Origin of the sequence: Micromonospora sp. C95 (assembly GCF_018070465.1) — a bacterium.
In the GTDB taxonomy this organism is placed as follows: domain Bacteria; phylum Actinomycetota; class Actinomycetes; order Mycobacteriales; family Micromonosporaceae; genus Micromonospora.
This window is the reverse complement of sequence record NZ_JAGPXT010000023.1, coordinates 1-13,354: the sequence shown is the minus strand read 5'-3', so window position 1 is coordinate 13,354 and position 13,354 is coordinate 1. Positions and strand designations below refer to the sequence as shown.

Annotated in this window: 10 protein-coding genes; 9 read left to right on the top strand and 1 reads right to left on the bottom strand. The window is 71.6% G+C overall.

Features of this window, described 5'->3' with window-relative positions; translation table 11 throughout:
- Positions 1-4 precede the first annotated feature (4 nt).
- Positions 5-1,714: an alkaline phosphatase D family protein gene (locus KBX00_RS22350; protein WP_210830016.1), complete on the bottom strand. Its 1,710-nt coding sequence runs from the start codon at positions 1,712-1,714 to the stop codon at positions 5-7.
- A 186-nt stretch (positions 1,715-1,900) separates the two neighbouring features.
- On the opposite strand from KBX00_RS22350, the gene ftsY reads away from it, so the two are divergent.
- The 9 genes from ftsY (at position 1,901) to proS (ending at position 13,324) form a co-directional block, all read left to right on the top strand.
- Positions 1,901-3,085 carry a signal recognition particle-docking protein FtsY gene (gene ftsY, locus KBX00_RS22345; RefSeq protein ID WP_210830014.1) on the top strand — a complete coding sequence of 395 codons (1,185 nt, stop codon included), beginning with the start codon at positions 1,901-1,903 and terminating at the stop codon, positions 3,083-3,085.
- Positions 3,086-3,091: 6 nt separating this feature from the next.
- Positions 3,092-3,955 (top strand): aminoglycoside phosphotransferase family protein, encoded by an 864-nt coding sequence (locus KBX00_RS22340; RefSeq protein WP_210830012.1) that lies wholly within the window; start codon positions 3,092-3,094, stop codon positions 3,953-3,955.
- A 193-nt stretch (positions 3,956-4,148) separates the two neighbouring features.
- Positions 4,149-5,528 (top strand): ammonium transporter, encoded by a 1,380-nt coding sequence (locus tag KBX00_RS22335; RefSeq protein ID WP_210830010.1) that lies wholly within the window; start codon positions 4,149-4,151, stop codon positions 5,526-5,528.
- Positions 5,529-5,554: 26 nt separating this feature from the next.
- Entirely contained in the window at positions 5,555-5,893 is a 339-nt protein-coding gene (locus KBX00_RS22330; RefSeq protein ID WP_166458079.1) for a P-II family nitrogen regulator, read from the top strand.
- Positions 5,894-5,904: 11 nt separating this feature from the next.
- The gene (locus tag KBX00_RS22325) at positions 5,905-8,286 is read left to right on the top strand and encodes a [protein-PII] uridylyltransferase (RefSeq protein WP_210830008.1); all 2,382 of its coding nucleotides are present in this window, start codon (positions 5,905-5,907) and stop codon (positions 8,284-8,286) included.
- Between the two features lie 196 nt (positions 8,287-8,482).
- Positions 8,483-10,042, top strand: a complete 1,560-nt coding sequence (gene ffh / locus KBX00_RS22320; protein ID WP_210830006.1) for a signal recognition particle protein — start codon at positions 8,483-8,485, stop codon at positions 10,040-10,042.
- Positions 10,043-10,108: 66 nt separating this feature from the next.
- On the top strand, positions 10,109-10,696 hold the full coding sequence (locus tag KBX00_RS22315) for a Uma2 family endonuclease (RefSeq protein ID WP_210830004.1): 588 nt from the start codon (positions 10,109-10,111) through the stop codon (positions 10,694-10,696).
- An 18-nt stretch (positions 10,697-10,714) separates the two neighbouring features.
- Positions 10,715-11,803 carry an amidohydrolase family protein gene (locus KBX00_RS22310; protein WP_210830002.1) on the top strand — a complete coding sequence of 363 codons (1,089 nt, stop codon included), beginning with the start codon at positions 10,715-10,717 and terminating at the stop codon, positions 11,801-11,803.
- Between the two features lie 114 nt (positions 11,804-11,917).
- A complete protein-coding gene (proS, locus tag KBX00_RS22305; RefSeq protein WP_210830000.1) occupies positions 11,918-13,324 on the top strand; it encodes a proline--tRNA ligase in 1,407 nt (468 codons plus the stop codon).
- Positions 13,325-13,354: the final 30 nt, after the last annotated feature.

The window sequence follows — 13,354 nt, the reverse complement described above, 5'->3', positions numbered from 1 at the left end:
TCGCTCAGCGGCCGTCGGTGAGCCGGTGCCGGGCCACCTCGTGCAGGTGACCGTCACCGGTGGTGCCCTCGATGACCACCTCGGCCCCGCGTCCGGCGTGGGTGAGCGTCGCCACCGCGTTGCCGAAGTAGGGCCCGGCCAGCTTGCGCCACTTGACCGGAGAGCGGCGAACCCCGGCCGTGCGGGCCAGGGCCCGGGCCGCCCCGGCCGGACCGCGCGCCCACCCGAGCCGCATCAGCGGGCGCATCCCGGCCGGCACCTGGTTGTGGATCGGCGAGCAGGTGAGCTGGTGCACCGGTGTGCGTACACCGGGGTCGGCGAACCTGACGCGCGCCACGTACGAGTGGTGCACGTCGCCGGAGAGCACGCTTATCGACGCCGGTGGCGGGTACGCCGGCCCGGCGCCCTTGCGGTCGTCGGGGGTACCGGGCGTGCCGGCACCGATCCGGGCGAACAGTTCCGCCAGCGCGTCGAACGAGCGGCGGAACGCGGCCCAGTGCTCCAGGTCAAGCGCGCGGCGCAGCCGTTCACCCAGCCCGGCGACCCAGCGCCGGGGCGAGTCGGCCAGCTTCTCGTTCCACGTCTCGACGTGGTGGATGCCGGGCGGCAGCAGCCAGGGCAGCGAGGAGCCGACCACCAGGTGGTCGTAGCCGCCGTGGGCGCGGTCGACGAACCACGACCACTCGCCGGGCGGCAGCATCGCCCGCCGACCCGGTAGCAGCACCCGGCTGCACCGGTTGTCAAGCATCACCAGCCGGGTACGTCCCAGGTCGAGCGCGTAACTCCACTGGTACTGCACCGACCGCCAGCGCTCGGTGTCGTGGGCGAGGTCGGCCTCGGTGTCGACCCGCGCACCGAACTCCCGCAGCACGTTCGTGGCGTCCTCCGCCGCACTGACCTTCGCGAAGACCGGGTCCGCCGCGATCTCGTCCGGGGAGAGGTTGCCCAGGTGCTGGTAGACCCAGTACGAGGCCAGCCCGCTGGCGATTCGCTCGGCCCACCACGGCTGTTCGCGCATGTCCGCCCGCCAGGAGGCCGAGGTGTTCCAGTCGTCGATGATCTCGTGGTCGTCGAAGATCATCACGCTCGGCACGGTGGAGAGGAGCCAGCGGATCTCCGGGTCGCGCCACGACTCCAGATAGAGCTTGGTGTACTCGTCGAAGCTGACCACCTGGTCCTTCGGAGCACCCTCGGGACGCCGCCGCCGACGGCGCAGCAGGCGCTTGACGGTGGGCGAGGTCTCGTCGGCGTACACCTGGTCACCGAGGAGCAGCAGCAGGTCGGGCAGGGCCGCCGGGTCCGGGTCGGCAATCACCCGCCGGGCGTACGCGTCGAGCGCGTCCGGCGGCAGCTTGCGGGTGGTCGCGTGCTGGGTCGTCTCCCGACAGGAACCGAAGAGCAGCCGGACCGGCTGGTCCCGGTCGTCGGTGGCCCGGGTACGGATGACACTGGACGGGAAACGACTGTCCGGTTGCGGCCAGACCACCTCGTCGTCGATCAGCACCTCGTATTCCGTGGTGCTGTCCGGGGTGAGCCCGTCGACCACCACCAGCGCGTAGTGGTGGTCGTACGCGCTGAAGGTGGGGGCGATGCCGGTGGCACCGCCGGCCGTGCGGACGGTGACCACCGTCGGGGTCGTGGTCTCCACCCAGACGGTGGCCCGAGTGCCGACGACCCGGCGCAGCAGGGGGCCGATGAGCAGCTCGGCGGGCATACGGAACCTCCAGACGAGAGAACTTCATCCTTTACTACCCGGCCGGCGACGCACCACTGCCAACTGTGGCCGAGACTACCGCCGTATCCTGGGGCGATGCCGGGAGCGCTCGGGGGCCGGGTGAGCGGCGAGCCCGGCGGGAGCGGTGGCTGAGACGTGGTCGTCGGCATCTGACAGGATTCCGGCATGACGGAATACCTCCTCATCGCTCTCGCCCTGCTCGGTCTGCTGATCCTCGGCGGCATCGGGCTGGTCGTGCCGCGGCTGCGCCGACGGCCGCAGCCGCCGCTGCCGCGTACGGAGGTCGACACCCGGGCGGAGGAGGATCTCGCCGGCCCGCCGGTGCAGGCACCGGAGGCCGACCTGTCCACAGGTGTCCTGGTCGAGCCGCCGGTCGAGGCGCCGGCGCCGACCGTCGAGGTGCCCGAGCCGACCGCCGGCCGGCTGGTGCGGCTGCGTTCCCGGCTGTCGCGGTCGCAGAACGTGTTCGGCAAGGGCCTGCTCGGCCTGCTCAGCCGGGACCGGCTCGACGAGGACGTCTGGGAGGAGATCGAGGACAGCCTGATCACCGCCGACGTGGGCGTCGACGCCACCCGGGACATCGTCGACCGGTTGCGGGAGCGCACCCGGGTGCTGGGTACCCGCTCGGTCGCCGAACTGCGCACTCTGCTCGCCGCCGAGCTGGTCAACGCGCTCGACCCGGGGCTGGACCGGTCGCTGCACACCGCACCGAAGGAGGGCGTGCCGGCGGTGCTGCTCGTGGTCGGGGTCAACGGCGCGGGCAAGACCACCACCTGCGGCAAGATCGCCCGGGTGCTCATCGCCGACGGCCGCAGCGTGCTGCTCGGTGCCGCCGACACCTTCCGGGCCGCCGCCGCCGACCAGTTGCAGACCTGGGCCGGACGGGTCGGTGCCGAGACCGTCCGGGGCCCCGAGGGCGCCGACCCGGCCAGCGTCGCCTTCGACGCGGTCAAGCGGGGCATCGAGACCGGCGTGGACACCGTCCTCGTCGACACCGCCGGCCGCTTGCAGAACAAGATCGGCCTGATGGACGAGCTGGGCAAGGTCAAGCGGGTGGTGGAGAAGCACGGCCCGATCGACGAGACACTGCTGGTGCTCGACGCCACCACCGGCCAGAACGGTTTGGAGCAGGCGCGTGTCTTCACCGAGGTGGTGCACGTCACCGGGGTGGTGCTGACCAAGCTCGACGGCACCGCCAAGGGCGGCATCGTCATCGCCGTGCAACGCAAGCTCGGCATCCCGGTGAAGCTGGTCGGCCTCGGCGAGGGCCCCGACGACCTGGCGCCGTTCGACCCGGCGCAGTTCGTCGACGCGTTGCTGGGTACCGAGCCCTCCGGTCAGACCGCGTAACCTCGGGTGACCAGAGACGATCGCGCGTACGCGGGCTGGCGCGACCCGAGCCAGCCGTCGCAGCGCCTCGGGAGACCGTACGTGACCTCGCAGGAGATCCCGCTGCACGGCGGGAACGTGAGCACCGTGGTGCGGGTCGGTGACACGGTGCGGCGCAACGCCGGACCGTGGACCCCGTCGGTGCACGCTCTGCTGCGTCACCTGGAGTACGTCGGGTTCACCGGCGCGCCGCGTGCCCTCGGCATGGACGAGCGCAACCGGGAGGTGCTGTCGTACCTGGAGGGGGAGTGCGGGGAGTATCCGCTGGCTCCGCACTGGGTCACCGACGAGGCCCTGGTCACCGTCGCCACCATGCTGCGGATGTTCCACGACGCCCAGTACGGTTTCGTGCCCCCACCGCAGGCGGTGTGGCGCTCGTTCGGGCCACCGCCGCCGGACACCGAGGTGATCTGCCACCACGACGCGGCACCGCACAACGTGATCTGGCGGCCGGACGGCACCCTCGGGCTGATCGACTTCGATCTCGCCTCGCCCGGTGCCCGGATCTATGACGTGGCGTACGCCGCGTGGACCTGGGTGCCGATCTTCTCCGACCGGGACTCCATCACCCTCGGCTGGAAGCGTCCCGACCGGCCGCGCCGCTTGCGGCTCTTCGCCGACGCGTACGGGCTGATTCCGCGCGACCGGCACCGGTTGATCCGGACCATCCGCAAGCGGATCGTGGACCACGTCGAGGGCATCCGCCGGATGGCCGCAGCGGGGGAGCCGGCCTTCGTCCGGATCGTGCACAAGGGCCACCTGCGCCGGCCGATGCGGGATCTTCGGTTGCTCGACTACGAGCGACACGCCCTCGAGCACGCCCTGCGCTGAGCGACCTTTTCGACGGTCCCTGGGCCGACGGGGGGATAGACCGGCACCAAACGGCCGATCCACCCCCGTCGAAGCGCCGAGGTGTGCGACTTTCTTCACACGTACGAAACAAGCCGTCACGGTTCGGAAACCGGCCGGGGACCCTGGGTGAAACAGCGGACCACCAGGCTTCCGCGCAACCGGCGTACGGGCGATGCTGCGCGGTGCCGGGAGGGAGGGAGAAAACAACCCGAGAGGAGGCAGCGTGCCGGAGCTAGATTCTGGTGCCACCGCCTGGATTTTGACTTCAGCCGCGCTGGTGTTGCTCATGACGCCCGGCCTGGCGCTGTTCTACGGGGGCATGACCCGGTCCAAGTCCGTGCTCAACATGATGATGATGAGCTTCGGTGCGATCGGCCTGGTCAGCCTGTTGTGGGTGTTCTACGGCTACAGCATCGCGTTCGGTGAGGACGTCGGCGGGATCACCGGTGATCTTTCCGCCGCCGGTCTGCGCGGCATGCTGGAGAGCGGGACCGAGGGTGGCATCCCCGACCTGCTGTTCGCCGGTTTCCAGCTGATGTTCGCGGTGATCACTGTCGCGCTGATCAGCGGTGCGATCGCCGACCGGGCCCGGTTCGGCCCGTGGCTGCTCTTCGCCGGCCTGTGGGCCACCCTGGTCTACTTCCCGGTCGCGCACTGGGTGTGGGGCGGCGGCTGGATCTTCGAGCTGGGCGTGCTCGACTTCGCCGGTGGCACCGCGGTGCACATCAACGCCGGTGCCGCAGCACTCGCTCTGGCGCTGGTGCTCGGCCGCCGGGTCGGCTGGCCGAAGGACAGCTTCAAACCGCACAACCTGCCGATGGTGCTGCTCGGTGCCGGCCTGCTGTGGTTCGGCTGGTTCGGCTTCAACGCCGGCTCGGCCCTCGCAGCCAACGGCACCGCCGCGATCGCCTTCATCAACACCCAGGTCGCCACCGCCGCGGCGGTGCTCGGCTGGCTGCTGGTGGAGAAGATCCGGGACGGCAAGCCGACCACCCTCGGTGCGGCGTCCGGTGCCATCGCCGGCCTGGTCGCCATCACCCCGGCCTGTGCCTTCCTGGAGCCGCTCGGTGCCATCGCGCTGGGTGTCATCGCCGGTGTCGTCTGCGCGCTGGCCGTCGGCCTCAAGTACCGCCTCAAGTACGACGACTCGCTCGACGTGGTCGCCGTGCACATGGTCGGCGGCATCATCGGTTCGCTGCTCATCGGCTTCCTGGCGATGGAGGTGCTGGCCGGTGAGGGCAACGACGGTCTGCTCTACGGCGGCGGTGTGACGCTGCTGGGCAAGCAGGCTCTCGGCTCGGTCGCCGTGCTGGTGTACTCGTTCGTGGTCGCGTACCTGATCGGCTTCGTGATCGACAAGACCATCGGCTTCCGCGCCAGCGCTGACGCCGAGGTCGACGGCATCGACAACGCCGAGCACGCGGAGAGCGCGTACGAGTTCAGCTCCACGGGTGGTGGCGGTGGCGCGTTCGCCGCCGCGGGCATCGGCACCTCGGCGGCGTCGTCGAAGACCGAGCCCACCGAACCGGTAAGCGAAAAGGTCGCCGGCTAACGTACCTGCGAATGGAGGGGTTGGACATGAAGCTGGTGACCGCGGTCATCAAGCCGCACCAGTTGGACGCCGTCAAGGAGGCCCTGCACACGCTGGGCGTGGCCGGTCTGACGGTGAGCGAGGTCCAGGGTTACGGGCGGCAGAAGGGCCACACCGAGGTCTACCGGGGCGCCGAGTACACCGTCGAGTTCCTGCCCAAGATCCGGGTGGAGGTGCTCACCGACGAGATCGACGTTGAGAAGATCGTCGACGCCGTCGTGTCGGCGGCCCGGACGGGCAAGATCGGTGACGGCAAGGTCTGGGTGACCGCCGTCGAGGAGGTCGTCCGGGTTCGCACCGGCGAGCGCGGCCTGGACGCACTGTAGGGCGATGATCGATGACCTCGTTGACCAGTAGGACAGCCTCGGAATCCCCCGGTAGCGCTGACCTCCTGGTCAACGAGGTCGTCGGCGTACCGGCCGGAATCGGCGCGACGGCGCGTCGGGCCCGGGCCGACGCGTACGACGCCTGGCTGGCCCGGCTGCTGCCGGACCGGCCGGGCGTCGCGCTGCTCGCGGTGGGCGGGCTGGGCCGGCGGCAGTGCGCTCCCTACGGCGACCTCGACCTGGTGCTGGTGCACGCCGGGGTGCCCGGCATCGACGAACTGGCCGCCGCCCTCTGGTACCCGATCTGGGACGCCGGGCTGCGGCTGGACCACTCCGTCCGGACCGTCGCCGAGGCGCTGTCGGTCGCCCAGGACGACGTCAAGGTGGCCCTCGGGCTGCTCGACGCCCGGCTCGTCGCCGGTGACCCGGACCTCGCCGACACGCTCGTGAGCAGCGCGACCGACCACTGGCGGCGCACCGCCGTCCGCCAACTCGCGCCCCTGCGGGAGAGCACCGCCGCCCGCTGGCAGTCCCACGGCGAACTCGCCCACCTGCTGGAGGGCGACCTGAAAGAGGCCGCCGGCGGGCTGCGCGACGTGGGCATCCTGCGGGCCATCGCCACCGCCGGGATCACCGACGCGCTGCGCCCCGCGGTACACGCCGCACACCTGCGGCTGCTGGACACCCGGGACGCCTTGCACCAGCAGGTCGGCCGGCGCGTCGACCGGCTGCTCGCCCAGGAACGCGACGGGGTGGCCGCCCTGCTCGGCCTGCGTCGCACACCGTCCGGCGCCGCCGAGGGCACCCCGCCGGACACGGTGCCGCCGCAGCCGGCCGGCACCCCAGCGGCGCAGCGATCCGGCCTCGCGTCACGGGCTGAGGACGGCGACGGCGACACCCTGCTGCGTCGGGTCGCCGGCGACGCCCGGACCGTCAGCCACGCCCTGGACGACGCCTTCCGCGCCGCCGACCGGTTGCGCTCCGGTCGCCGTCGGGGCGCCGACGGACGGCCGCTGCGCCGCCCGGTAGCCCGGGACGTGGTCGAGCACGACGGCGAACTGGTGCTGGCGCGCACCGCCATCGGCGCCCGCCCGGACGCCAGCCTCTCGCTGCGGGTGGCCGCCGCCGCGGCCAGCACCGGGCTGCCGATCGCCCGCGCCACCTGCGAGTGGCTGGCCGCGTACTGCCCGCCGCTGCCCACGCCCTGGCCGGCAGAGGCCCGCGCCGCCCTGACCACGCTGCTCGGTGCCGGCGCCGGCATGATCCCGGCCTGGGAGACCTGCGACCGGTACGGGCTGATCGACGGCTGGTTGCCGGAGTGGACCCGGCTGCGCAGCCTGCCCCAGCACAACCCGGTGCACCGGTTCACCCTGGACCGGCACCTGGTGCAGACGGCCGCCGAGGCCAGCCGGCACACCCGCGACGTGGATCGCCCCGACCTGCTGCTGCTCGGTGCGCTCCTGCACGACGTCGGCAAAGGGCTCCCCGGCGACCACAGCGTGGTGGGCGCGCCGATCGCCGAGGCGATCGCGACCCGGATCGGCCTGCCGGCCGCCGAGGCGACGCTGATCGGCACGCTGGTCCGACTGCACCTGCTGCTGCCGGAGGTGGCCACCCGGCGGGATCTGTCCGACCCGGTCACCATCGCCCGGGTGGCCGAGTCGGTCGGCGACGTGACCACGCTCGACCTGCTGCACGCGCTGGTACGCGCCGACGCCGCCGCCACCGGCCCGGCCGCCTGGTCGGACTGGAAGGGCCGGTTGGTCGCCGAGCTGGTCGCCCGGGTCCGCACCACCCTCGACACGGGCGACGTACCCGCCCCGCCGGCACCGGACCCGGCGCTGGTGGCCGGGCCACTGCCGGTCGTACACCTGACCGGGGACCGGGTGGCGGTGGCCGCTGCCGATCGTCGTGGCCTGCTCGCGACGGTGGCCGGCTGCCTGGCCCTGCACCGGCTGGAGGTGCTCGCCGCCGACGCCTCGACGGTGGACGGGCGGGCCCTGGTGCAGTGCCGGGTGCAGCCGCGCTACGGACTGGCCCCGGATCCGGTGGCGCTGAGCGCCGACCTGCGCCGCGCGGTACGTGGCGACGTGTCGGTGACCCAGCGGCTACGCGGCCGGGCCCTGGCCGCACGGGGGGCCGGGGCCCAACCGCGGGTGGTCTGGCACCGCGACGCCGCCACCGACGCCGTGCTGCTGGAACTGCGGGCCGCCGACGCCGCCGGCCTGCTCTACCGGGTGACCAGCGCGCTGGACGCGGCCGGCGCGCAGGTCCGGGCGGCCCGGATCGCCACGCTCGGCGGCGACGTGGTCGACGCCTTCTACCTGGTCGGTGGCTGGCCCCCGGAGGACGAGCGGGCCCGCCTGGAGGCGGCCGTCCTCGCCGCCGTGTAGCCCGCCCAGGATCTGTGGCGGTGCAGGCGTCGACTGATCGGCATGTCGGCGACCGCAGATCGTGGCACCCCTGCCCCCAGCGGTGGGCTGCCCGGCCGGGAGCGGGGGTGTGGGTGGCGGGCTACCCTAGCGTTGGTCGGACAGCTCACCCGGCCTCGTTCGTGCTCGCCGGAACAATGACAAACGGGATGTTCGCGTGTTTGACACCTTGAGTGACCGCCTTTCCGGGATCTTCACCAAGCTCCGCGGCAAGGGACGTCTCACCGACGCCGACATCGACGCCACCGCGCGCGAGATCCGCCTCGCGCTGCTGGAGGCGGACGTCGCGCTGCCAGTGGTCAAGGGCTTCATCGCGAACGTCAAGGAGCGGGCGCGCAGCGCCGAGGTCTCCCAGGCGCTCAACCCGGCCCAGCAGATCATCAAGATCGTCAACGAGGAACTGATCGCCGTGCTGGGCGGCGAGGGCCGGCGGCTCCAGTTCGCCAAGCAGCCGCCGACGGTGATCATGCTGGCCGGTCTCCAGGGCTCCGGTAAGACCACGCTCGCCGGCAAGCTGGCCCGCTGGCTCAAGGCCCAGGGCCACCAGCCGTTGCTGGTCGCCGCCGACCTGCAACGTCCCAACGCCGTCGGGCAGCTCCAGGTGCTCGGTGGCCGCGCCGGCGTCGAGGTGTACGCCCCGGAGCCCGGCAACGGCGTCGGTGACCCGGTGCAGGTGGCGAAGGCCTCCATCGAGCACGCCCGACGGGCCGCCCGGGACGTCGTCATCGTCGACACCGCCGGCCGGCTCGGCATCGACGCGGAGATGATGCAGCAGGCCGCCGACATCCGCGACGCGGTGAACCCGGACGAGGTCGTCTTCGTCATCGACGCGATGGTCGGCCAGGACGCGGTCCGGACGGCCGAGGCGTTCCGCGACGGCGTCGGCATCACCGGCGTGGTCCTCTCCAAGCTCGACGGCGACGCCCGTGGTGGTGCCGCGCTGTCGGTCCGTGAGGTGACCGGGCAGCCGATCCTGTTCGCCTCCACCGGCGAGAAGCTGGAGGACTTCGACGTCTTCCACCCCGACCGGATGGCCAGCCGAATCCTCGGCATGGGCGACGTTCTCACTCTGATCGAGCAGGCCGAGGCGGCCTTCGACACCGATCAGAAGGAGAAGATGACCGCCAAGCTGATGGGCGGCGAGCAGTTCACCCTGGAGGACTTCCTCGACCAGCTCATCGCGGTACGCCGGATGGGACCGATCGCCAACGTGCTGGCCATGATGCCGGGCATGGGGCAGGTCAAGGACCAACTCGCCGAGCTGGACGACAAGCACTTCGACCGGATCACCGCGATCATCAGGTCGATGACCCCGGCCGAGCGCACGAACCCGAAGATCATCAACGGTTCCCGGCGGGCCCGGATCGCCAACGGCTCCGGTGTCACCGTGATGGACGTCAACCAGCTGCTCAACCGCTTCACCGACGCGCAGAAGATGATGAAGCAGATGGGCGGCATGATGGGCCTGCCCGGAGCCGGCCGGCGCAAGGCGACCAAGTCGCCGAAGAACAAGCGCAAGGGCACCAAGGGTGGCAACCGGCCGCGCAGCGGCGCCGGCACCCGAGGCGTGCAGGGTGGCTTCCCGGGCGGGATGCCGCAGTTGCCGCCGGGAATGAACCCCGACGACCTGGCCGCCGGTCAGGGCCTGCCGCCCGGCTTCAAGCTGCCGAAGATCGACTTCAACAAGTTCGGCAAGGACGGCAAGCCGCCCCGCTGAGCGTGTCGGTGACGGCGGGTGGTGTTTCCGGCGCTTAGGGTGATGCCGCCCCTGGAAGGAGGAGTCATGACCGTGGCCCCCATGCTGCCCATCCCACCCGAGCGCTCGGAGTGGACGGTCGACGACCTCGGTGAGCTGCCGGAGGACCTTCCGTACGAACTGGTCAACGGAAGGTTGATCGTGCCGTCGCCGACCGCCCTGCATCAGGACCTCTGTGTCGAGCTACTGCTCGCACTGCGGGTCAACTGCCCGCCCGACTACCTGGTCAGCATCGACCTGTCGATGCGGATCGACAGGCGCAACGAGCCCCGACCCGACGTGGTCGCCATCCGCCGCGAGCACGCGAACCGCTCGCCCGTCCCGGTCGAGGACGCCCTGCTCGCCGTCGAGGTCATCTCGCCCACCTCGACCTTCCGTGACCTGTACGACAAGGCCAAGGTCTACGCCCACGCCGGGGTCCGGTCGTACTGGGTGGTCGACCCGCTGCACGAGAAGATGACGCTGACCGAGTACGCGCTCGGCCCTTCCGGTGATTACGAGGTCACCACGCACACCGAGGACCTCTTCGTCAGCGAGCGACCCTGGAAGGTGTCGGTGGACCTGCCCGCGTTGACGACGCGGCGGGCCGGGCTTCTGGCGCGCGACGGGCAGTGATCGGGTAGGACTGTGCGCATGGCTCTGCATGTGCGCGGTGTGCTCCTGCCCGACGACGAGGTACGCGACCTGTGGCTGGTCGGCGACCGGGTCACCTTCGACCCGGTGCCCGGCGCGGAGACGGTCGCCGACGGCGGCTTCATCCTCCCCGGCCTGGTGGACGCGCACTGCCACATCGGCATCGCCCGGGGCGGGGCACCGATCACCTCGCTGGACCAGGCGCGCGCCCTTGCCCGGGTCGACCGGGACGCGGGTGTGCTGGCCCTCCGAGACGCCGGGTCACCGTTCCCGTACCCGGAACTTGACGACGAACCCGACCTGCCCCGGCTGGTCCGCGCCGGCCGGCACGTGGCACCGCCCAAGCGGTACCTGCGCGACATCGGTGTGGAGGTGGGGGCCGCCGAGGTGGCCGCGACGGTGACGGAGCAGGCCGCCGCCGGCAACGGCTGGGTGAAGCTGGTCGGCGACTGGATCGACCGGGGCGTCGGTGACCTGGCGCCGGCCTGGGACGCCGAGACGATGACCGCCGCCGTGGCCGCCGCGCACGCCGCCGGGGTGCGCGCCGCCGTGCACACCTTCAGCGAGTCGGCGGTGGAGATCATGGTGCGGGCCGGGGTGGACTCGGTCGAACACGGCACCGGGCTCAGTCTCGACCTGATCGACCTGATGGCCCGGCAGGGCACCGCGCTGATCCCCACGATGATCAACATCCGTACCTTCGGCCACATCGCCGACCAGGCCCGGGCCAAGTTCCCCGGGTACGCCGCGCACATGCTCGCCCTGCGCGACCGCTTTCCGGAGGTGGTGCGGTCCGCGTACGAGGCCGGGGTGCCGATCTACGTCGGCACCGACGCCGGTGGCGGCATCGACCATGGCCTCGCCGTCGAGGAGATGCTCCTGCTGCACGAGCAGGCCGGCATGTCCACACTGGACGTTCTCGCCGCCGCCTCCTGGGGAGCCCGCGCCTGGCTCGGCCTCCCCAACCTCGTCGAAGGCGGCCTGGCCGACCTCTCCATCTACCCCCAGGACCCCCGCGCCGACCTGACCACCCTCCGCACCCCCACCCACCTGATCCTTCGCGGCCACCCCCTCCGGACACCCCGTTGACCATGAAGTTGTAGTCGCGACACGCCGAACGGAGTGGCAACAACTTCATGATCGACTCTGCGGGTGGGGCGGGGGAGACGGTGCGGGGATGGTGGGCGCATAGGATGTGCGGTTATGGCGCGCGTGCTTACTCCCCGGGCTGAGGACTTCCCTCGGTGGTACCAGGATCTCATCGCCAAGGCGAAGCTGGCCGACAACGGGCCGGTGCGAGGGACCATGGTGATCCGACCGGCCGGTTATGCCATCTGGGAGCGGATGCAGGCCGAGATGGACGACCGGATCAAGGCCGCCGGGGCGGAGAACGCGTACTTCCCGCTGTTCATCCCGGAGAGCTACCTCAAGCGCGAGGCCGAGCACGTCGAGGGCTTCTCGCCGGAGCTGGCGGTGGTCACCCACGGTGGTGGCAAGCAGCTCGCCGAACCGGTGGTGGTGCGGCCGACCAGCGAGACGGTCATCGGCGAGTTCATGGCCAAGTGGATCGACTCCTACCGGGACCTGCCGCTGCTGCTCAACCAGTGGGCCAACGTGGTCCGTTGGGAGCTGCGCCCCCGGATCTTCCTGCGGACTAGCGAGTTCCTCTGGCAGGAGGGGCACACCGCGCACGCCACCCGGGAAGACGCCCGTGCCTACGCCCGCAAGATCCTGCACGAGGCGTACGAGGACCTGATGGTGAGCGTGCTCGGCATCCCGGTGGTGGTCGGGCTCAAGACCGCTCGCGAACGCTTCGCCGGGGCGACCGCCACCTACACCTGCGAAGGCATGATGGGCGACGGCAAGGCGCTCCAGCTGGGCACCAGCCACGAGCTGGGCCAGAACTTCGCCAAGGCGTTCGACATCAGCTACTCCTCGGCCGAAGGCGGCCGGGAGCACGCCTGGACGACCTCCTGGGGCACCTCGACCCGGATGCTGGGCGGCCTGATCATGTGTCACGGCGACGACAACGGGCTGCGGGTACCGCCGAAGCTGGCGCCGACCCAGGCGTACGTGATGGTGGTCAAGGACGGTGACGGCGTCACCGAGGCGGCGGCCAAGCTGCGCGACGCGCTGCGGGACGCCGGTGTCCGGGTCACGCTCGACGACCGCACCGACACCCCGTTCGGCCGCCGGGCCGTCGACGCCGAGCTGCGCGGCTATCCGGTACGCGTCGAGGTCGGTCCCCGCGACCTCGCCGCCGGCAACGCGGTCGTGGTCCGCCGTACGGACGGCTCGAAGGCGCCCACGCCGGTGGCCGACGTGGTCGGTGCGGTGCTCGCCGCCCTGGACGCCGACCAGCGGGCGCTGCACGACCAGGCGCTGGCCTTCCGGCAGTCGCGCACGGTCGACGTGACAACCCTTGACGAGGCGCTGGAGGCGGCGACCAGCGGCTGGGCCCGCGTCCCGTGGTCCGCCGTCGGCGTCGACGGCGAGGCAAAGGCCAACGGGCAGGGCGTCACCGTCCGCTGCCTGATCCGCGCCGACGGCACTGTCCCCGACACCGAGCACGAGCCCAACCTCCTAGCCCTCCTCGCCCGCGCCTACTAACCCCCACCCCACCCCCCACCCCCCCCCCCC